Source organism: Acinetobacter sp. TR3 (assembly GCF_027105055.1).
In the GTDB taxonomy this organism is placed as follows: Bacteria; Pseudomonadota; Gammaproteobacteria; order Pseudomonadales; family Moraxellaceae; genus Acinetobacter.
Genome location: NZ_CP114264.1, coordinates 2,082,498 through 2,105,069 on the forward strand (window position 1 = coordinate 2,082,498; position 22,572 = coordinate 2,105,069).

A 22,572-nucleotide genomic window follows, 5' to 3' on the forward strand; every position below is an offset into this window, starting at 1 on the left:
CTGTTTTTTCTTTTTTGCTTAGTACTGACGAACATGATCCAATTTAAAAACATTTCGAAACACTATCAATTGAAAGGTCAAACGATCAACGCACTGGATCAAATTAATTTAGAGATCCCAGAAGGCAGCATCTTCGGCATTATTGGTTATAGTGGTGCAGGTAAAAGTACGTTGATTCGTTTGATTAATTTGCTTGAACGCCCAACGCAGGGACAGGTAATTATCAATCAGAAAGACTTTACTGCAATGGATGCGCGTACGCTTCGTCAAGAACGTGCAAATATCGGCATGATCTTTCAACATTTCAATTTACTGCAAACTAAAACAGTATCTGAAAATATTGAAATGCCACTCAAATTATTGGGACATAGCAAAGCTGAGCGCGAAAAGCGTCTAGCGGAGCTATTAGAGTTCATCGATCTCAAACATAAAAAAGATGCCTATCCCGATGAACTTTCAGGCGGACAAAAGCAACGCGTGGGTATCGCACGTGCGCTTGCAAACCATCCTAAAATTTTACTTTGTGATGAAGCGACCTCTGCACTTGACCCTCAGACCACACAATCCGTTTTAGCACTGTTAAAAAAGATTAATAAAGAACAAAATATCACCATTGTGATGGTCACGCATGAAATGGACGTAATTGAATCTGTTTGTGATTATGTTGCAGTGATGGAGGCAGGCCATGTGATTGAAACAGGCCCTACCCTCAATATTTTTAGTCAACCTCAGCATTCGACTACAAAGACTTTCATTCAAACTGTTTTACAACAACAGTTACCAATTAATATCCTCAATACCCTTGAACATAAGCATCACAATAGTATTTATAGTCTGCAATTCTTGGGGACGTCTGCTCAAGAAACAGTAATTCAAGCTGTGATTAAGCAATTTGATTTGAGCCTAAATATTCTTTTTGCCAACATGACTGAAATCAATGGTACGGTGATTGGACAGATGTTTATTCAACTCTTAGGTGATCCCCTCATTATCCAAGAAGCAATCCAATTCTTAGAGTTTCAGGGCGTTAAAGTTGAACAGTCTGGAGTCAGCCAATGAGAGATTTAATTGTACAATGGTTGACGGAAGCTTCTGCACCATTCTGGCAAAGTTCCCTTTCAATTGATCAGTTCGTCACAGCCCTACAAGAAACCTTCCAAATGGTTTTTTTCTCATTGCTTTTTGGTTGTATTTGGGGATTGATTCAAGGGGTAACTTTAGTTGTCACTCGTACAGGTGGTATTTTACAGAACAGAGTGATTTATTACTTCCTCAACCCGATTGTCAATGCCCTGCGCTCTTTACCCTTTATCATTTTATTGATTGCCGTTATTCCCCTGACTAAAATGCTCGTTGGTACATCTATTGGGACGTGGGCTGCAATTGTCCCTCTCACAATTTATGTAGGTCCATATCTAGGGCGTTTAATTGAAACCTCATTACTTGAAGTGAATGAAGGTATTATTGAATCCGCTCAAGCAATGGGAGCTTCACCTTGGCAGATCATTTTTAAATTTATTATCCCCGAAGCACGTAGCTCATTAATTTTGAATCTGACCACAGGGACGATTTCCTTAATTGGTGCAACTGCAATGGCTGGCGCAGTTGGTGCAGGAGGTATCGGTGATTTAGCTATTTCCTATGGTTATCAACGTTTTGATACCAGTGTTGTTATTTTAACCGTGATTGTACTGCTAATTTTAGTTCAACTGGTTCAATCATTTGGTGATTGGTTAGCAAAATTACGCTAATCACAGCATAAGACGAAGCTCTCATTTTGAGGGCTTTTTTGTATCTTTCTACTATTTCAAGGAAAGTAAATTTCATTTGCAGCTTTGAATGTATTGACGTGCAAAGGCACTAAATCATCCAGTTCTTGATACCCACCCGCCAATACAAACAGTAATGGAATTTTCATTTTTTTTGCCATCTCAAAAACTAAACGATCACGCTCAAACAACAATTCTGTGGTAAACCATTTCGAACCGTATTTATCATGTTGATGACAATCCATCCCTGCCTGATAAATGATTAAATCAGCATCCCAACGGGAAGCATATTGAAATGCTTCAAAAATTGCTTCACGATACAAATCAAAATTACCCTGTTTAGGATGAATATAGCGAGTCAAACTACGTTCACCAGCCTTACAACCGAAACGAACTCCAAAAATACTAAAATTAATCAAATTGGTCATTCGATTGGTAAATATTGCTGTGCCATCGCCTCCATGTTGATCACAATCTAAAATAAAAATCCGTTTTTCAGGATATTGTTTGGCAACCAATGCCAAGCCATTAAAAGTACAATATGCTGCACCAGATTCATAACTCGCATGATGAAAACCTTGTGCAATATTTGCAGCAACCCCTTCTTTCAATGCGATCTCAGCTCCTAAAAGCTGCCCCGCTTGCACCGACAGGATGGCATCCCGTAATTGCTCATTCCAAGGTTTAAAACCCTGAATAGTAGCAAATGCAGATTCTCCCGATAAAAAGGCTTCCACATATTCTGGGTTATGTAGTTTTTTTAATATCTCAGTATCAATTAAACCTGGATCAATTAAATCAACCATTCGACGAGTGCGCAGCACTTCAGCGACGGCTGTCAGTTTTTCCATACTATTGGTATGTGTTCTTGCAAAATAGCGTCGTGCGTAACAAGCTTTTAGCATGGATGCCCTACATAAATTTGATCTTTTGCAATCTCAATCAGTTGACTTAGTTCCGTCGTATCAGGTCTAAATAATCCATTATCTACCTGTTGTTTAAAATGATACCCAAACGCACGCGCACGGTTTTTTGGCGAAACAGCCAGTGTCGTTAATCGTAAAAACCAAAAACCATTCATTTGAGCAATTGGGATCACATATCCTTTATATTGTTTATTAGGCTTCTTTTCCAGTGCATCGACTTCATAACTTGCAGAGAAAAGACTTCCTGCTGGTAAGCGCACCCCATTCATCATCAATGGCACGAGACTTATACAGGAGTGATTATCCCCCATATTCAGTTTCTCCATCATGATGGGTAAACCTTTATCATCCACAAAAATATTAATTTCACCTTGTCGCAATAAACGATGATGTGCAATTCGCAAGAAAAATTTTTCTGCCATCGGACATGAGCCAACCTTCGGCTTTTCCTCTAGTGAATGACACTCAATCATTTCAATTTGATCAATTGTTTGTGGAAGAATAATATCTGCAAGTAATTGGCAAATTAAAATGCTTTCTTCAAGCTCTGCATATTGATGGATTTTTCTAAGCTTCGCTTGAAAATCAACTTCTTGTTGCAAATTCTGAGTAAATGTATCTTGTGAATTAGAACGTTCTAAATATTGTTGCACATCAATATTAATATCCAAATTACGCCAAGTTTCCAACACTAAACCATATGAAGAACTTTGATTTAAAATGTTTTTCAATCCTTTAACCTCGTAGTCTTCAAAAATACGAAAATCTTGGAATCCCAACATATCACGTGGCTGTGAAACAAATTCAGCAATCACACGAGTGGCTTGAGTATAACCACAACCACGACGTTCAGTTTGATGGCTAAAATGCTCATTCAACATTTCTGTGAGTTTGGAAGACAAAGGATATAAATATTTTTTGAAGATAACGACAATCTCATGATCTACCAAATCAGTCATAATGCTCTCACTTTATTCTTATGATTTATTTTTCATTTCATCTTTAAATGTTTTACTTCGTTAAATATTGTTAAATCTAATTTTTAAACTATGTTAGCTTTAATTAAGTATTTTCACACCACCAAAGATGAATATAAATCATTAATTTATCAAAATTTTATATCATATTTATAGAAAAAGTATAACTTGTCAACCTGAAAAATACTTGATGATTGAAGCTGTCATAATATGCCCCAAAAAGTCAGCATTCTGTATCAATTCTTACGCAAGCTTTTGCACTCTTATACATTTACACTTAAACTAATTGTGATTTGATTATTCAAATACTCTATTCATCAATAACCACATAAATCAGAGATTTAGGATTCGGCCATGCATTATAAAATTCATGCAATTGACGTAAAAAATGCCTTAAAAAACTATATTTGGTTATTAGAAGATACTCGTACGCAAGAAGTCGTAGCAATTGACCCTACAAAAGCAGCACTTGTTACCGATTTTTGCGAACACCATCAACTTGAGTTGAAACAAATCTGGTTAACACATTGGCATCGCGATCATACTGATGGTGTACAAGGTCTATTGGCTGAGCAAAATTTACCAGTTTTCGGTCCACGTGATGAACTCAGTAAAATTTCATTTATATCGAATCCACTTCAACATAACGACCATTTCAACTTTAATGATTTAAAAGTTGAAATTATCTCCACACCAGGACATACACTAGGTCATATTGTTTATTTTATTGAAGAAATAGACACGCTTTTCTCTGGTGACACATTATTTGCAATGGGCTGTGGACGCTTATTTGAGGGTTCCGCTGAACAAATGTACCACTCATTAAATCGCTTAGCAGCATTGCCAATACAAACCAAAGTTTATTGTACACATGAATATACGCTTGCAAATGCTGAGTTTGCATTAACAATTGAACCTCATAATTTTGCACTACAAGAACGCATAAAGGAAGTCAAAGCATTGAGAGATGCTGGACAAATTACTCTGCCAAGTACAATTGAATTAGAGCTAGAAACAAATCCGTTCTTGCGCACAGAAAGTGTCGAAGATTTCGCACGGATCAGAGCGCTTAAAGATCAGTTCTAATTTTAAAGTTCTACTTTTTAAAGGCTAAACTTTAGTTTTTAAAAAGTAGAAAGTGAAATCATTTTTTACATTTATTTTGGATCAAAACCCAATTCTAGAAAAAACAATACAAGTAAATTAAATCAATTATTTAAATAATTTTATCAGATAAAACTTAAGATTAATTTCAGTTTCAATTAATCTAATTTTACATTAGTTACATGAAGAAAAATAAATATATGCAATCCCCCTTTAAAAATTTTTAGGTCACCCTTATTAATAAATACAGGTTAAAAGGAGTTCTGGAATGAAAAACAGAGTTGTGAAAGCAAAAAATTTATTGGCTTTTCGTATTTGGTTAGAAAAATTAGGATATTCAGTAAAAAGTTTAGCCGACAATAAAGGTTTTACCTTTAGTTTTAAAAAAGAATACGGTTTGGTCACGTGTGACTTATCTGGAAATGCCTTAGCCATGCAGCTTGGCGAAGAATTTGAAGATCATTTAAAAGCTTAATGTGACTCTTTTGTGCATACATAAGGATTTCAAAAGGATTTGGAATCCTTGATCGTTCATTCAAAAAATTTAATCACTTATCCCAGTCTAAGTCTTCATTTTATAGTCATGTCAAACAAAATAACATTGGAACTAAAGTCATTTCCAAGTATTATAATGCTCAGTCGAGGGATGCTGCGACGATTGATTAGCACTAAAAATCAATTTGCCAGGCTCGACGATCGGTTACACACTCGTGTTAACCAACAACGGCATCCGCGAACAGAATGATCCATACTATTTTTCTAGGAGATCCTGATGAACGCGGTTACTGCTTCATTCACAGATTATAAAGTCGCTGATATTTCACTTGCTGATTATGGCCGTAAAGAAATCAAACTTGCTGAAGCAGAAATGCCAGCTTTGATTGGTTTACGTAAGCGTTATTCAGCAACTAAACCACTTGCTGGCGCAAAAATTTTGGGTTGTATTCATATGACAATCCAAACTGCAGTTTTAATCGAAACACTCGTAGAACTAGGCGCCGAAGTTCGTTGGACATCATGTAACATCTTCTCTACTCAAGATCACGCTGCTGCTGCTATCGCTGCTGCGGGTATTCCTGTGTTTGCTTGGAAAGGCGAAACTGAAGAAGAATACATGTGGTGTCTTGAACAACAAATCAATGTAAATGGCACACCTTGGGATGCCAACATGATTCTTGATGATGGTGGTGATTTAACACTACTTGTTCATGAAAAATACCCTGAAGTGATTGCAAAAATCCACGGTGTAACAGAAGAAACAACAACAGGTGTTCAACGTCTATATGAAATGTTACGTGATGGTACGTTAAAAGTTCCTGCAATCAACGTAAATGATTCCGTAACGAAATCTAAAAACGACAACAAATATGGTTGCCGCCATTCTCTAAATGATGCGATCAAACGTGGTACAGATATGTTGTTATCTGGTCGTCGTGCACTTGTAATCGGTTACGGTGACGTAGGTAAAGGTTCTGCACAATCACTTCGTCAAGAAGGCATGATTGTACGTGTCACTGAAGTAGATCCAATCTGTGCAATGCAAGCATGCATGGACGGTTACGAAGTTGTATCTCCATACAAAAATGGCGTTCAAACAGGAAAGAAAGAAGACATCAATCTTGACCTTCTTCAAAATACTGACCTTATCGTAACGACAACGGGTAACTACCATGTTTGTGATTCGGCAATGCTTGATTCATTAAAAGCAGGTGCGGTAGTGTGTAACATCGGTCACTTTGATACTGAAATCGATACAGCTTACCTCCGTGGTTACAAATGGGTTGAAGTTAAGCCTCAAGTTCACCAAGTGTATCGTTCAGAAAATGAAAATGATTACTTAATCCTTCTTTCTGAAGGGCGTTTAGTGAACCTTGGTAATGCAACAGGTCACCCATCACGTATTATGGATGGTTCTTTTGCTAATCAGGTATTGGGTCAAATGCATTTATTTGCTGAGAAATTTGCCGATCTTCCTGAAGATCAAAAAGCTGCGAAAATCCGTGTAGAACTGATTCCTAAGAAATTAGATGAAGAAGTAGCTGCGGCAATGGTTCTTGGCTTTGGCGGCGTGTTAACCCAGTTAACGCAAGTACAAGCCGATTACCTTGGTGTGCCTGTAGAAGGTCCATTCAAATCTGACGCTTATAAATACTAAGAAAACTAGGGCAGACGTTTGACGGACTGCCCTTTTTTCTAAAATAATGTCTAAGCGATTAAAAAAGGATTTGAAATGACGAAACGTGTTCCTATTTCTTTTGAATTTTTCCCGCCAAAAACTGATGCTGGCGCTGAAAAGTTACGTATCGTTCACCAAGAACTACAGCGATTAAACCCAGAGTTTTTCTCAATTACCTATGGTGCTGGTGGTTCTACTCGTGAACGTACTTTAGCAGCCATAAATGATTTTAATGGCAAAGGCACGCCCGTCGCCCCTCACCTTTCTTGTATTGGTGATGATAAAGCGCGTATTGCCGAGCTCTTAGATTTATATAAATCACAAGGGATTGACCGCATCGTAGCATTGCGTGGCGATTTGCCTTCAGGTCAAGTTGGCCTTGGCGAATTACCTTATGCTCAAGATCTTGTTCGCTTTATCCGTGAACATTCAGGTGATCATTTCCATATTGAAGTTGCTGCTTATCCAGAAATGCATCCGCAGGCTGATAGCTTTGATGCTGATATTAAGCGCTTTGTAGAGAAAGTGAATGCAGGCGCGAACGCAGGGATTACCCAATTTTTCTTTAATCCAGATGCTTACTTCTATTTTATAGAAAGATTGGAAAAAGAAGGTATCAATATTCCCGTTGCACCTGGCATCATGCCAATTACCAATGCAAGCAATTTAATTCGCTTTGCCGATGGAACTGGTGCAGAAATTCCGCGTTGGATTCGCAAACAACTTGCTGCTTATGGTGATGATAGCGAAAGTATTAAAGCCTTCGGCCATGAAGTGATTGTTAAACTTTGCGAACGTTTAATTGCTGGCGGAGCACCGACCTTACACTTTTACTCAATGAACCAAACAGAGCCAACTCGACAACTCGTTGTTGATCTTGGTTTAAACTAATTTGTACGAGCCTTACCCAGCATGAATCGTTTTTATATCGAAACAGAATTAAATACCGGCAATACGATTGAATTAACAGAATCGGTATTTCATCACTGGGTACGAGTGCTTCGTGCAAAAGAGCTAGATCAAGCCATCTTTTTCAATGGAAAAGGTGGTGAATATATCGTAACACTTACTGAAATTAATAAGAAAAATGCTTTTGTTTCTATTGATCAATTCAACCCTATAGATCGAACAGCACCTGTTAAAGTAATTTTAGGCCAAGTCATGAGCAAAGGCGATCGTATGGATTATGCGATTCAAAAAGCCACTGAACTTGGTGTCACAACTATTCAATTATTGACTAGTGAACGTTGCGAAATGCGGTTAAGATATGAACGTGATCAAAAGAAATTAGATCATTGGCAGTCAATTGCGATTGCTGCGTGTGAACAATGTGGAATGAACAAAGTTCCAAATGTACTAGCACCAATTAGTTTAACCGATTGGGTAAAATCGGCACAGCTACCACAATCACGTTTTGTGTTAGCGCCAAACAAAGGCCAAGAAAACGTAGTACTAAATAGCCAGCCTGATTTAGCCCTATTGATTGGTCCAGAAGGTGGTTTAAGTGAAGCAGAAATTGATGCTGCTAACCAAAATCATTTTCAAAACTGGTGTATTGGAGATCGTGTTTTAAGGACTGAAACCGCTCCAGTTGTAGCTTTATCAATTTTAAATTATCACTTTTCAACCAAATAAAGTATTTGCATTGCTTTCCATCTGGTTTAACGGTAATTTAAAATAAAATTATATCGTGCTTACAAAAAAATAATGATTGTACGCGTAGATAAATAATGAAAAGGACTATTCTTTGTATGCTCGGGGTTCATGAAAAAAATTTGCCACCATTTGTTGATACGGATCAAATTAACTATACGAATCATGTACGTCTATTTATATTGAGTGTGTTTTTCATTTCTCTCTTAGATTATGTTTTATTTGGATTTTTTTATTCTTTTAGTATAAATATTTTTACGACTTGGATGAGTATTTGCCTGAGCATTTTATTTTGCTTTTATTGTATTTGTCATTTTTCGATAAAACATTATTCATCTGTTAGGTTTGCACATAAGACACGTATCGCTTTTCAAATTATTTGCTTTTTCACAGGATTATTACTGGGTATCAGTACGATTATCATCAATTATTTTTTGATCAAAGATGTACCAAATTTATCTGGTTCCCATATTTTAACTTTAACAGCACTACTACTTACCTCCTCACATATTATTGCTCTGACCTTTCTTACCCAGCATGTTAAATATTTCTTTTTATTTTTTATTCCAAGTATTACCCCATTAGTTTTTTCTCAAATTTTACATCGTGACCAAGAACATACGCTTTTTTATCTTGCTTATTATTCATCTTTCTTTGCGACATTTTTATGTGCGCAAGCAACTTTTAAAATTCACCAACGTTTATACCAAGTTTTAGAAAAAAATAAACAATTGGTCGATGTAGCTGAACAACACAATCAATGGACCGAAGAACTTTGCCAACAATTACAACGTGAAGTGAATAAATCGAAAGATATTGAAGCTCAATTACAATTTAACAATCATTTATTAGAACAAAAAGTTCGCGAGCGCACTTTTGATTTAACAGAAATAAATAATAGTTTGCAGGAACATCGTCAAAATTTGGCTTTTGCACATGAAACTGCGGGTATTCGACCTTGGGAATGGAATTTAGAAAATAACACTGTTGGGATTACCAATTCTCATTGTAAAGAAGTAACACGTGATTCTGAGAATCACTATTCGTTGCTGCATAAAATCGTACATCCTGATGATGTTGAACGTGTTAAAAATACACTTTACAAACACCTATGCGGCCAAACTAAACGTTACGAAGAAACTTTCCGCATTAAACGACCGAGTGGTGAATGGGTTTGGATTCATGATGTTGGTCAAGTCATTTTAAGAAATCCTAAAGATGAGACCCCCCTACGCATGGTCGGTATTCATCGTGATATTAACCAAGAAAAGAAAGACCAAGAACGATTAAAATTAGCAGCGAGTGTATTCGAACAAGCTTCAGAAGGTATCTTTATTCTAGATGATAGCTTCCACTATCTTGAAGTTAATCCTAAATATGAACAATTAACGGGTTTAGATAAACAGTTCATATTAGAAAAACAACTTTTTGAGATTACTAAACAAAATAAACAACATCATCATAATTTTCATCTTTCTATCCTTGCTACTTTGCAAGAAGAACATGAGTACGAAGGTGAGTTTCAGGAAACTTATCTTTCTGAAAAATCATGTTTCCTTTGGATCCATATGAACGCTGTAAAAGATGAATCAGATCGTGTGATTAATTATATCGGGATTGTCTCTGACCAAACTGAGCGTAAACATCAAGAGCAACGTTTATCATATTTAACCAATTATGACACCCTGACCGATCTACCTAATCGCTTCTATTATCACCAGCAACTGCATCAATATTTGGTTAATGAGGCTTCAATACAAAATTTAGCAGTTATCCGACTCAATATTGACCGTTTCCGTGCCTTGAATGAATTACTCAGCAATCAAGCGGGTAATGAACTTTTGAAGCAAGTGGCACAACGTTTGCGTATCAGTAATATTGATGCACTTTTAGTCTCACATTTAAGTGCAGACGATTTTGTAATCATTTATGAAATGTCACCGTTACATCCGCCAATTAATCAGTTATGCAGTAATATTGTTGAAGCTTTTAGCAAACCCTTTTATATCGCTAATCAAGAGTATGTGGTCAGTATTTCGATTGGAGTTGCGATTTACCCTGAACACGGTCGTCAAGTTGACAACTTAAATACCCATGCAGAGCAAGCCTTAACAGAAGCCAAACGCTTAGGTGGAAATACAATCCGCTATTATTCTAGTGAGCGAACTAACTTCGTCGTTAAACATACTGATTTAGAGCTTGACTTGAGAAAGGCGATTCAAAACAATGAACTCGTTGTATATTACCAGCCAAAGATCACTGCTCAGAATTGTCAAATTAATGGATTTGAAGCACTCATTCGTTGGAAACATCCAACGAAAGGTCTAATCATGCCCGATATTTTCATTCCTTTAGCAGAAAGTACCAGTCTAATTTCTGATATTGGACGATTTGTCTTGTATGAGGCAGCGAAACAGTTACAAGAATGGCAAAAACTAGGTTTTACGAACATCCACATTGCTGTAAACATTGTTGCTCAACAAATTTTGCGTGGTCAGTTATTGCATGATATTGATGCCGTACTCGATCAATACTCTATTACAGGTGAAAATTTAGAGTTAGAAATTACCGAGTCAGCATTTTTAGAAAATACTGAGAGTGTTAAAACAATTTTGTGTGCATTGAAAGAACGTAATATTTCAATTGCACTGGATGACTTTGGCACAGGCTATTCTTCTCTGGCTTATTTAACTGAATATCCAATTGATATTTTAAAGATTGATCGTGCATTTATTTCGAAAATTGGTAATCCAAAACAAGATGCGATTGTTAATGCCATGATTGCCATGGGTAAAACAATTGGCTTAAAAGTTGTCGCTGAAGGCGTTGAAACAGAACAGCAATGTGAATATTTGAAACGACAAAACTGTGACATATTACAGGGTTACTTATTTGCCAAACCCTTAACTGCCGTACATGCAACTGAATACTTACAGCAACATATGCGTCTAGCAATTGCAAGATATTCCAGTTAAAACCATATTTTGAGCTTTTTGGCAGTTTAATTTACACCCAATATAAATTGTCAATAAGCCTATACGTTCAGTGAAAATAAGCTTTTTTGACTGGGCGAAAACATGAACTAGTGCTATATTCTTGTGCACTTATCTTAATATAATCATCAGCCATGTATATGCCTGATTATTATCGGAACAATCGAGACTCAGATGGACGATCAATCTTTAAAAGAAGCCGCTTTGTATTACCATGAATTTCCTACACCTGGAAAAATCAGCGTGACACCGAGTAAGCAACTCGTAAACCAACGAGACTTAGCGCTTGCGTATTCTCCTGGTGTTGCTGCTCCGTGTCTAGAAATTGAACGTGACCCTTCTGCTGCTGCAAAATATACAGCACGTGGAAATTTGGTTGCCGTCGTGAGTAATGGTACAGCCGTGCTTGGTTTAGGAAACATTGGTCCTCTTGCTTCTAAGCCTGTTATGGAAGGTAAAGGTGTTCTATTCAAGAAGTTTGCTGGTGTTGACGTATTTGATATTGAAATTGCGGAAAATGATCCAGACAAAATCGTTGATATTGTTGCTTCATTAGAACCAACTTTTGGTGGTATCAATCTAGAAGATATCAAAGCACCAGAATGTTTCTATATCGAGAAGAAACTTCGTGAACGCATGAAAATTCCTGTGTTCCATGATGACCAACATGGTACAAGTATTATCGTAGGTTCAGCGTTATTGAATGCTTTACAACTCGTTAATAAAAAAATTGATGAAATTAAAATCGTTGCATCAGGTGCTGGTGCTGCTGCATTGTCATGTTTAGATTTACTTTGTGCATTAGGCGTAAATAAATCGAATATTATTGTAGCTGATTCTCGTGGGCTTTTAACAACTTCACGTGAAGGACTTGATGAATCGAAAAAACGTTACGTTCAAGATATTTCTGCGACTCAATTACATGAAGTAATGGCTGGCGCAGATATGTTCTTGGGTCTTTCTGCAGCGGGAATTTTAACCAAAGAAATGGTTAAAGAAATGGCTGAAAACCCAATTATTTTTGCACTTGCAAACCCAGACCCAGAAATCTTACCTGAACATGCGCACGAAGTTCGCCCAGATGTGATTATGGCAACTGGTCGTTCAGACTATCCAAACCAAGTAAACAATGCACTTTGTTTCCCATATATTTTCCGTGGTGCACTCGATGTCGGTGCTACAACGATCAACGAAGATATGAAAATTGCTTGTGTACATGCGATTGCACGTATGGCACATATTGAAGCAGATGCTGCGACTTACGGTGAAAAATCTGCATCATTTGGTCGTGAGTACTTGATTCCTCGTCCTTTAGATCAACGCTTGATTTTAGAAATCGCACCTGCGGTTGCTAAAGCTGCAATGGATTCTGGTGTTGCGACACGTCCAATTGAAGATTTCTCTGTATATCGTCAAAGACTTTCTGAGTTTGTATATAACTCAGCATTCTTAATGAAACCAATTTTCTCGCAAGCAAAAACTGACCCTAAACGTATTGCATATGCCGAAGGTGAAGATCAACGTGTATTACGTGCAGTTCAAATCGTAGTTGATGAAGGTTTAGCTAAGCCAGTCTTGATTGGTCGTACTGCTGTGATCGAAGACAACATCAAAAAGCTTGGTTTACGTTTACAACATGGCGTGAACATTGAGATTGTCGATCAAGAAAACAATCCTTTATATGATGATTTCTGGAAAGATTATCACCAGATTATGCAACGCAAAGGTGTAACTGTTGAATACGCACAACGTGAGGCACGTCGTCGTTCAACCTTAATCGCCGCATTGCTAGTTAAGTTTGGCAAAGCTGATGGTATGCTATGTGGTACTTATGCGAGCTACGATATCCATTTAGATTTCGTTAAAAACGTGATCGGTTTAAAAGATGGTCGTAGTACATTCTTTACACTCAATGCATTAATGCTTGAAGATCGCAACTTGTTTATTGCCGACACTTATGTAAATACCAATCCAACTGCTGAACAACTTGCAGAGATGACTATTTTAGCAGCCGAAGAAGTGCGTCGTTTTGGTATGACCCCTCGTGTCGCTTTACTGTCTCACTCAAGTTTTGGAAGCGATCAAGTTGATCCAAGTGCTCAGAAAATGCGTGAAGTTTATCGTTTACTTTCTGAACAAGCTCCAGAACTTGAAGTTGAAGGTGAAATGCATGGTGATGCTGCATTAGATGATAATATTCGTCATTTTGCATTCCCAAACTCACGCTTTAAAGGTTCAGCAAACTTGTTGATTATGCCGAATTTAGATTCTGCAAATATTTCATTCAACTTATTAAAAGCAACATCTGGTAATAATGTAACAATCGGCCCTATTCTTTTAGGTGCTGCAAAACCAGTACATATTTTAACACCGACTGCGACAACTCGCCGTTTAGTGAATATGACAGCTTTAACTGTTGCTGAAATTCAGCAAAGCCAAAACTGATACAATTTAAGCATAGCTTTTAACATTAAAAGCTATGCTTAGTGCTTGAGAAAACCTCTATTCTGTAGCATGATTGTGTGAAGAATAGAGGTTTTTTATGCAAGTTTATTTAGTAGGCGGTGCTGTTCGAGATCATTTACTCGGTCGCCCCTATCATGAAAAAGATTATGTTGTGGTTGGAGCAACACCTGAACAATTATTATCTGAAGGCTACCAACCCGTTGGAAAGGATTTTCCTGTATTTCTTCATCCAAAAACAAAAGAAGAATATGCACTAGCACGTACTGAAAGAAAATCAGGCATTGGTTATCACGGATTCCAATTTTTTACTGATACCACTGTTAAATTAGAAGAAGATTTAATTCGCCGTGACTTAACGATTAATGCAATGGCAATGGATGAAACTGGACAAGTTTATGATCCATATGGTGGTCAAAAAGATCTTGATCAGAAAATCCTACGCCATGTTTCAGATGCATTTACAGAAGATCCCTTACGTGTGCTACGTGTTGCTCGCTTCGCTGCTCGTTATGCTAGTTATGGATTTGAAATTGCAGAAGAAACTTTGCAATTAATGAAAAGGATTGCCAATTCAGGGGAACTGAATGCTTTAACACCTGAACGTGTATGGAAAGAGACTTCTCGTGCATTGATGGAAGATCATGCAGATGTCTATTTTCAAACGTTAAGAGATTGCGATGCGCTAAAAGTACTGTTTCCTGAGATAGATGCGTTATTCGGTATTCCACAACGCCCAGAGTACCACCCTGAAATAGACTGCGGTATTCATACATTAATGGCGCTAAAACAAGCTTGTCAAGCCAACTATGGACTAGATGTACGTTTTGCTGTCTTGGTGCATGATTTAGGGAAAGCACTTACCCCAACTGAGGAATTACCACGGCATATCATGCATGAGGAACGTGGATTAGAACCCGTTACAAACGTTTGTGAACGCTTGAAAGTTCCCACATATCTTAAAAATTTAGCTTTGATTGTTTGCAAAGAACATCTGAAATGCCATCAAATCAAAAATTTGAAACCTGGTACTGTATGGCGTTTACTACAGCGCTTGGATGTTTTACGAAAACCAGAAAAAGTCATTGCTTTTGTGCAAGCTTGTGAATGTGATGCTAAAGGTCGATTAGGTTTAGAAGATCGTCCTTACCCACAAGCACAGTATATTTTGGATGCCATGGAGATTGTTCGGAATATTAGAGCACAGGATTTACCTGAACATATTCAAGGTGCAGAAATTGGTGAAATGCTGATTCAGTATCGAATTGAAGCCTTAGCAAAATTTAAAGCACAGTATGGCGAATAGTTTTAAAAAATTAACATAAATAAAAACCCAGTCGTAATGACTGGGTTTTTTAACTTTTACTGATTCAATATAAATTATTGAGCAGCAGCAGCAGCTTGAGCAGCAGCAACTTCGTCAGCAAAGCTCATTTCAGCTTTCTTCTCAATACCTTCACCTACTTCGAAGCGAACGAATTGAGCTACAACTGTACCAGTTGCTTTTAATACATCAGCAACTTTCTTGTCGTTATCGATAACATACATTTGACGATCAAGCGCAACTTCGTTCAAGTATTTCTCAACCGAACCAGTTACCATTTTCTCAACGATGTTTGCAGGCTTGCCTGATTCTAATGCTTTCGCTTCAGCAATTTCTTTCTCTTTAGCGATCAAGTCAGCAGAAACAGATTCAGCATTTACTGCAACTGGATTGAACGCAGCAACGTGCATTGCAATACCTTTACCAGTGTCAGCATCACCTGTGTAAGAAACAACAACACCGATTTTTAAACCGTGCTTATAAACAGCCAAGTTTTCGCCTTCAACGATTTGAGCACGACGAACTTGAATGTTTTCACCAATTTTTTGAACAAGTGCAACACGAGCTTCTTCTACAGTTGCGCCATCTTCAAGCTTAAGTTCAGCAATTTTTGCAGCATCAGTTTCATTTGCAGCAAGTGCAGCAGCAGCAACTTTATCAGAGAAGTTTTTGAAGTTTTCGTCTTTAGCAACGAAGTCAGTTTGACAGTTAACTTCAACAAGAATTGCTTTATTACCGTTTTGGATGATAGTGATCGCACCATCAGCAGCAATGTTACCTGCTTTTTTAGCAGCTTTTGCTTGACCTGATTTACGAAGGTTATCAATCGCAAGTTCAATGTCACCGCCTGCTTCTGTTAATGCTTTTTTGCATTCCATCATTGCAAGACCAGTACGGTCACGTAATTCTTTTACCATGCTTGCAGTAATTGCAGTCATGTTGATCTCCTAAAATCGGTAGAAAATAAATCTGTTCAACAAAAACGGCCCAAAGAAACTCTGGACCGTTTGCAATCTCGACGCTTAATTTGCCACCATTACATGTCGCAAAAATGACAAGCTTGCGTCAAACCGCATTAAGCCTCAGAAGCGTCTTTTGCAGCGTCATCGCCTTTAGCTTGTGCATTCGCTTGTGATTGAGCATATTCTTTACCAGCAAGAATTGCATTTGCCATAGCTGATGCATATAAAGTTACTGCACGGATCGCATCGTCATTACCAGGAATAACATAATCAACGTTATCTGGGTTAGAGTTTGTATCAACGATACCGATTACAGGAATACCTAAGTTTTTCGCTTCTTTGATTGCAATCGCTTCGTGATCAACGTCGATTACAAATAATGCGTCAGGTAAACCACCCATGTTTTTAACGCCGCCTAAAGCACGTTCAAGTTTTTCCATCTCACGAGTACGCTCTAAAGCTTCACGTTTAGTAAGCTTAGCAAAAGTACCATCTTGAGATTGAGTTTGAAGATCTTTTAAACGGTTGATAGATTGGCGAAGTGTTTTCCAGTTCGTCAACATACCACCTAACCAACGGTGATCTACATAAGGTTGACCAGCACGTTGAGCTTGTTCACGGATGATGTTAGAAGCAGCACGTTTAGTACCAACGAACAATACTTTGTTCTTTTTGCTTGCAAGATTGTTAACAAAGTTCAAAGCATCATTTAACGCAGGAACAGTGTGCTCAAGGTTGATGATGTGAATTTTGTTACGCGCGCCGAAAATATATTGACGCATTTTTGGGTTCCAAAAACGAGTTTGGTGACCAAAGTGTGCGCCTGCTTGAAGAAGGTCGCGCATGCTTACGTTGTAATCTGCCATTTTCTTTACCTTAAAGTTTGGGTTAGGCCTCCATATATCCGCATTCTCCACCTATTGCTAGGCACCCAGAGTAATGTGTCGATATATGTGCGGATTTTTGATAACTATTCATCAGTTTTTCGCACAACTTTTATAAGCAAAATTGTCACGAAAAGCATTTGATAAAATAGGCGGCTATTTATACCATAGACGCTTGTAAATTACCAAAAGTTTTTAGAGATCATGAACACGACTTATACAGCTCCTCGTCGATTAATCAAAACGCCCGAAGAAATTGAAAAGATGCGTGTTGCAGGAAAACTGGCGGCTGAAATTTTAGACATGATTAAGCCGTATATTAAAGCAGGCGTAAATACCCTAGAACTTGATACAATTTGTCGTAATTACATTGAAAATGTACAACAAGCAATTCCTGCATGTGTTGGTTATGGCGCTGCACCTGGTCGCCCAGCATTTCAACATTCGATTTGTACTTCGGTTAACCATGTCGTTTGTCATGGTATTCCCTCTGAAAGTAAAGTTTTAAAAAATGGTGATATTCTCAATATTGATGTAACAGTCATTAAAGATGGTTATCACGGCGATACCAACATGATGTATATCGTTGGTGGAGAGACTTCTATTCTTGCGAATCGTCTCTGCCAAGTTGCACAAGAAGCCATGTATCGTGGTATGGCTACGGTTAAAGACGGCTCTTATCTTGGCGATATTGGACATGCAATCCAACAATATGTTGAGTCTGAACGTTTTAGTGTTGTGCGTGAATATTGTGGTCATGGTATTGGCAATGTCTTCCATGATGAACCACAAGTTTTACACTATGGTCAGAAAGGTACGGGTATGCGCTTAGAAGCAGGCATGACCTTTACCATTGAGCCAATGGTCAATGCAGGGGTTTGGCAAACAAAACTTTTAGGTGACAAATGGACTGTCGTTACTAAAGACCACAAGCTTTCAGCTCAGTATGAACATACCATTTTGGTAACAGAAACAGGCATCGAAGTACTTACTGCTCGCCCTGAAGAAGATTTATCTCGTTTTATGTAATTTATTTCGTTAAATAAAAGCTACTTCGGTAGCTTTTTTTCATATTCATAATTTCTTCATCAATTCATCTAAATCAAACAAAAGTCTTCATAAGCATAACAATTATAAATTTTAACTAAACAAACCATTTAGTAAAAATGGTTTATTTTGAGTGGAATAAAAAGTTCCTTATAAATCGGACATGGAGTCCTCACTATGAAAAAACACATCCTTTGTGTTGCTATAGGTATTGCTGCAACCCTACCCACTATGAGCTTTGCGGAGTCACCTTATTTTAGTTTAAAAGATGGTGATGGTTTCAAACGTTTCTCTCTTTCGGCTGGTTGGTTACATGCCATGCCACAAGGTTCTGCAAATCCTATTAATATCAATACGACTGTAGCTGAGGGAACACAATCTAAAGTAGGTGATGTGTCTAAACAAGCCGTACTAGATGCAGCAGTCAAAGATTCCAATCCAATCGTTTACGACGCGATTAATTTATGGCCAACCGATACTGTATCGGGTCTTGCAACAGGTACAGCTACCATTAAAGGATTATCCAACTGGCAAAGCCAAGGTACAGGTTTAGAAGCGGACAATGTAGATACCGTCGGTATTATGGCGAATTATCACTTTACTGATAATTTATCTCTAGAAATTAAGGCAGGAATTCCTCCAAAAGTTGATATTAAAGGGAAAGGTGACATATATGCACCATTGAGTGGATCAGCAAGTACTATTTTAGGTGATATTGACTTAAAACAGGATCTTCACATCACAGATCTGACCCAAGGAGGCAAAGCAGCAACTGCACGTGCTTGGCTACCTGCGGTAGAACTCCATTACCAGTTTGGTAAATCAGGCGTGAATAAATTCCGACCTTACGTTGGCGCAGGTGTAATGTATGCTTATTTTAATGATCTTAAAATGAACTCAGGCATAGAATCTGATTTAGTAAAAGCTGGCCACATGATCCAAAATATCCATGACGGCAAAGCAGGAGCTGCCTTAGATGGTAAGACATCATCAGCAGATCCTATTGTCAAATTGGAAGCGACTGATACTTTTGCTCCGATTGTCACAGTAGGCGCAACTTATGATTTCAATCCGAATTGGTTTGCCGTTGGATCAGTTTCTTATTCAAAAATGAATAATGAAGCAAAAATCTATGTGACTGACCGCAATACAGGTAAAGAGTTGATCCAAGCAAATACTAAAATTGATATAGATCCACTCATTACTTATTTAGGCGTTGGCTATCGTTTTTAGACAAAACTTTTAAAAAAACAGCTTCGGCTGTTTTTTTTATTTATCGCCACCTTTTAAATCATCATGCATAAAAAACATGCACCAATTGCAATCATTTTCGAAATAATGAAGAAACATGAATATCAATAAAGCATATGAGATTCATTGATAAATAGCATCCATCAATACAAATAATATTGTAAATATAATTATATATTAATAATTATAGAGTTAATTTTAAATTTTGATCAAATTTACTCTTTGGCACACTCCTTGCTTTTAAAAATCATCATGAATCAACGACGATTCATAAAAATTTGCTGGCGGCCAATGAAGTCCGTTCTGTTCGGTTTGTGTATGCAGAAATATTGCATAGCAAAAATATATTTCGTTCAGTTCAGGGGAAGGTTATGTCTTCAAAAATGAATCTAAATGCGAAGAAAGCAACTGAAATAAAATTATTTAGCTTTTCAACGCCTGCCATGCGTGCTTTTCATATGACTTGGCTCGCATTCTTTGTATGTTTCTTCGCTTGGTTTGCTTGTGCACCATTAATGCCAGTCATCAAAGGTGAATTTAATCTAACCAAAGACCAAATCGCAAACATCAATATCGCTGCGGTTGCAATCACAATTCTGATCCGTCTGATTGTTGGTCCACTCTGTGACAAATATGGACCACGCAAAACCTATACTGCTCTTCTCATTGTTGGCAGTATCCCTGTTTTCGGTGTTGCTGCTGCAAATACCTACGAATCTTTCCTATTCTTCCGTCTCTTAATCGGTGCAATTGGTGCGAGCTTTGTCATCACCCAATATCACACCAGTGTAATGTTTGCACCGAATGTCGTCGGCACAGCCAATGCTGCTTCTGCAGGTTGGGGAAATGCGGGTGGAGGTGCAACACAAGCAATCATGCCATTAATTCTCGGTGCAATTGTGATGTTTGGCGTTGAACAAGCAATGGGTTGGAGAATTGCGCTGCTTGTACCAGGCATTATGATGGTAATTGTTGGTGTACTTTATTGGAAACTTACACAAGACTGTCCACAAGGTGATTTCAAAGAATTACGCGCAAATGGCGTTGAAGTTGGTAGTGGCAAAAAAGGTGGTGTTGCTATCTTGATGCAAGCTGCTCGTAACTATCGTGTTTGGATTCTATTTGTTTCTTACGCAGCATGTTTCGGTATCGAAATCTTCATTCATAACATTGCGGCAATGTACTATGTCGACCACTTCAACATGGGTTTAAAAGAAGCAGGTTTAACTGCGGGTATCTTTGGTCTACTTGCCTTATTCGCTCGTGCTTTAGGTGGAATTGTTTCAGATAAAGTTGCGATTTCAAAAGGTTTAGATGGTCGTACAAAAGTATTATTTATTCTTATCTTATGTGAAGGCTTGTTCCTCATTCTCTTCTCACAAATGAATACTGTAGCTCTTGCTATTATCAGTATGACTGTCTTCGCGCTATTCACGCATATGTCTTGCGGAGCAACTTATGCTTTAGTTCCTTTCATTGACCGTAATGCACTTGGTGGTGTGGCGGGCATTATTGGTGCTGGTGGTAATGTTGGTGCGGTTGCAGCAGGCTTCTTACTCAAAGGCTTACTAGATGTTCAAACTTGCCTCATGATTTTAGGTGGTCTTGTAACTGTGGCTGCCTTCGGTGTCATTCTCATCCGCTTCTCTGTAGAACATAAAACGAAAGAACAACAACTGTTTGACCAAGCTGTGCTTGAACGCAACTCTGTCACCTCTTAATCATCATTCACTTAGTGCGGGGAAACTTACCTTTCCCCTACACAATCTAAATTAAATCTAGAAATTATAATCTCTCAGGGGTCTCAATATGAAATTGAATCTTCTTAGCTTTGCTATGCTCAGTGTTTTAACAACTACGACATTTGCCGCAGATAACTTTTTAAGCCAAACTAAATTTTCTCTCGATAGTCGCCTACGTTATGAGCTGGTTGACCAAGATAACCAACTAAAAAATGCTGATGCTTGGACTTTGAGACTACGCCCTTCACTGGAAACTGGCTCTTGGCATGGCTTAAGTGCATTTGTACAAGGAGAAGGCACTGTCGAAATTAATGATCATTTCAATAGTACACGTAATGCTGAAACAAACTACAGTACAGTCCCTGATCCTCAAAACCTACAATTGAATCAAGCTTATTTAAAATATGCTTATAGTCCAAAGTTTGATTTAAGTATTGGTCGTCAAGCTATTAATTTAGATAATCAGCGCTTTGTAGGCTCCGTAGCTTGGCGTCAAAATGATCAAACCTTTGATGCGATTAGTTTAAATATTAAACCTTGCAAAGAGTTTGGTTTGTATTATGCCTATATTGATCAGGTCAATACTATTTTTGGTAGTGAAGATGCAAAACCTAAATTTGTAGCAGCCCAAGATGGTAAACAAAACAGTCAAATTCATTTAATTCAAACTAAAATGAATTACAACCCATTGTTAAACGCAACAATATATGGGTATTTGATGGATTTCGAGGATTTAAGTGCTTGGTCAAATCAAACCTATGGCTTACGCTTAACAGGTAAGAAAAACAATTTTAGATACGTTGCTGAATATGCCAAACAAAGTGAATATGCTGAGCAACCTATAAATTATGATGCAGATTATTATGCATTAGAATTAGGTTATAGCATCACGGATAAAGGCTCAGCACTGGGTGAAATCGCACTTGGCTATGAAGTGCTTGGTAGTGATGATGGAAAAATTGCATTTCAAACCCCATTGGCGACTAAACATAAGTTTAACGGATGGGCTGACTTATTCTTGACAACGCCTGTGAATGGTTTGACTGATTTGTACATTTCATCAAGTTTTAATGTATTTGGTAAAGGTAAATTAGGCACTGAACTACATCAATATCGTAGTGATGAAAAAAATATGGATTATGGTCAAGAATTCTCTATTTCTTATTCTCATGCTTTGCCTATTAAAGGTTTGTCTGCCCTAGCAAAATTCTCAGATTATCAAGCGGAAGAGTTTTCTGTAGATACTCAAAAGTTATGGCTGCAAATGGATTATAAATACTGATATTGAGTCGTTGTAATTT

18 protein-coding genes are annotated in these 22,572 nt (G+C 37.7%); 14 read left to right on the plus strand and 4 right to left on the minus strand.

Translation table 11 applies throughout. From position 1 onward, the window contains the following. Positions 1 to 33 precede the first annotated feature (33 nt). Both O1449_RS09845 and O1449_RS09850 read left to right on the plus strand, forming a co-directional pair. Positions 34 to 1,059 (plus strand): methionine ABC transporter ATP-binding protein, encoded by a 1,026-nt coding sequence (locus O1449_RS09845; protein ID WP_269238203.1) that lies wholly within the window; start codon positions 34 to 36, stop codon positions 1,057 to 1,059. After that, a complete protein-coding gene (locus tag O1449_RS09850) occupies positions 1,056 to 1,751 on the plus strand; it encodes a methionine ABC transporter permease (protein ID WP_269238204.1) in 696 nt (231 codons plus the stop codon). The genes O1449_RS09845 and O1449_RS09850 overlap by 4 nt, the downstream gene beginning before the upstream one ends. A gap of 56 nt (positions 1,752 to 1,807) precedes the next feature. Here O1449_RS09850 and O1449_RS09855 read toward each other — a convergent pair whose 3' ends face one another. After that, positions 1,808 to 2,674 (minus strand): histone deacetylase, encoded by an 867-nt coding sequence (locus tag O1449_RS09855; RefSeq protein WP_269238205.1) that lies wholly within the window; start codon positions 2,672 to 2,674, stop codon positions 1,808 to 1,810. Continuing rightward, positions 2,668 to 3,654: a hypothetical protein gene (locus tag O1449_RS09860; protein WP_269238206.1), complete on the minus strand. Its 987-nt coding sequence runs from the start codon at positions 3,652 to 3,654 to the stop codon at positions 2,668 to 2,670. The genes O1449_RS09855 and O1449_RS09860 overlap by 7 nt, the downstream gene beginning before the upstream one ends. A gap of 372 nt (positions 3,655 to 4,026) precedes the next feature. Here O1449_RS09860 and gloB point away from each other — a divergent pair, with 372 nt between their 5' ends. The 8 genes from gloB to O1449_RS09900 all read left to right on the plus strand — a co-directional run bounded on the left by gloB (position 4,027) and on the right by O1449_RS09900 (position 15,367). Further along, positions 4,027 to 4,758, plus strand: coding sequence for a hydroxyacylglutathione hydrolase (gene gloB, locus O1449_RS09865; protein ID WP_269238207.1), 732 nt, complete (start codon positions 4,027 to 4,029; stop codon positions 4,756 to 4,758). A gap of 286 nt (positions 4,759 to 5,044) precedes the next feature. Further along, positions 5,045 to 5,251, plus strand: a complete 207-nt coding sequence (locus tag O1449_RS09870) for a hypothetical protein (protein ID WP_004661287.1) — start codon at positions 5,045 to 5,047, stop codon at positions 5,249 to 5,251. Between the two features lie 297 nt (positions 5,252 to 5,548). Then, entirely contained in the window at positions 5,549 to 6,931 is a 1,383-nt protein-coding gene (gene ahcY / locus O1449_RS09875; RefSeq protein ID WP_269229995.1) for an adenosylhomocysteinase, read from the plus strand. A 75-nt stretch (positions 6,932 to 7,006) separates the two neighbouring features. Continuing rightward, the gene (metF, locus tag O1449_RS09880) at positions 7,007 to 7,843 is read left to right on the plus strand and encodes a methylenetetrahydrofolate reductase [NAD(P)H] (protein WP_269229994.1); all 837 of its coding nucleotides are present in this window, start codon (positions 7,007 to 7,009) and stop codon (positions 7,841 to 7,843) included. A gap of 21 nt (positions 7,844 to 7,864) precedes the next feature. Continuing rightward, a complete protein-coding gene (locus O1449_RS09885) occupies positions 7,865 to 8,587 on the plus strand; it encodes a 16S rRNA (uracil(1498)-N(3))-methyltransferase (RefSeq protein WP_269238208.1) in 723 nt (240 codons plus the stop codon). A 116-nt stretch (positions 8,588 to 8,703) separates the two neighbouring features. Next, positions 8,704 to 11,580 (plus strand): EAL domain-containing protein, encoded by a 2,877-nt coding sequence (locus O1449_RS09890; protein WP_269238209.1) that lies wholly within the window; start codon positions 8,704 to 8,706, stop codon positions 11,578 to 11,580. A gap of 192 nt (positions 11,581 to 11,772) precedes the next feature. Beyond that, positions 11,773 to 14,043: an NADP-dependent malic enzyme gene (locus O1449_RS09895; RefSeq protein WP_269238210.1), complete on the plus strand. Its 2,271-nt coding sequence runs from the start codon at positions 11,773 to 11,775 to the stop codon at positions 14,041 to 14,043. 97 nt (positions 14,044 to 14,140) lie between these two features. Then, the gene (locus O1449_RS09900) at positions 14,141 to 15,367 is read left to right on the plus strand and encodes a multifunctional CCA addition/repair protein (RefSeq protein WP_269229990.1); all 1,227 of its coding nucleotides are present in this window, start codon (positions 14,141 to 14,143) and stop codon (positions 15,365 to 15,367) included. Between the two features lie 74 nt (positions 15,368 to 15,441). On the opposite strand, the gene tsf is transcribed toward O1449_RS09900, so the two are convergent. Both tsf and rpsB read right to left on the minus strand, forming a co-directional pair. Next, on the minus strand, positions 15,442 to 16,323 hold the full coding sequence (tsf, locus tag O1449_RS09905) for a translation elongation factor Ts (protein WP_136457768.1): 882 nt from the start codon (positions 16,321 to 16,323) through the stop codon (positions 15,442 to 15,444). A gap of 137 nt (positions 16,324 to 16,460) precedes the next feature. Further along, a complete protein-coding gene (rpsB, locus tag O1449_RS09910; RefSeq protein WP_004661273.1) occupies positions 16,461 to 17,213 on the minus strand; it encodes a 30S ribosomal protein S2 in 753 nt (250 codons plus the stop codon). A gap of 222 nt (positions 17,214 to 17,435) precedes the next feature. Here rpsB and map point away from each other — a divergent pair, with 222 nt between their 5' ends. The 4 genes from map (at position 17,436) to O1449_RS09930 (ending at position 22,553) form a co-directional block, all read left to right on the plus strand. Next, a complete protein-coding gene (map, locus tag O1449_RS09915) occupies positions 17,436 to 18,260 on the plus strand; it encodes a type I methionyl aminopeptidase (protein ID WP_269238211.1) in 825 nt (274 codons plus the stop codon). 195 nt (positions 18,261 to 18,455) lie between these two features. Next, positions 18,456 to 19,511 (plus strand): OmpW/AlkL family protein, encoded by a 1,056-nt coding sequence (locus O1449_RS09920; RefSeq protein WP_269229989.1) that lies wholly within the window; start codon positions 18,456 to 18,458, stop codon positions 19,509 to 19,511. Between the two features lie 389 nt (positions 19,512 to 19,900). After that, entirely contained in the window at positions 19,901 to 21,250 is a 1,350-nt protein-coding gene (locus O1449_RS09925; RefSeq protein WP_004661267.1) for an MFS transporter, read from the plus strand. Between the two features lie 88 nt (positions 21,251 to 21,338). Beyond that, on the plus strand, positions 21,339 to 22,553 hold the full coding sequence (locus O1449_RS09930; protein ID WP_269238212.1) for an alginate export family protein: 1,215 nt from the start codon (positions 21,339 to 21,341) through the stop codon (positions 22,551 to 22,553). The last annotated feature ends 19 nt before the right edge of the window (positions 22,554 to 22,572 follow it).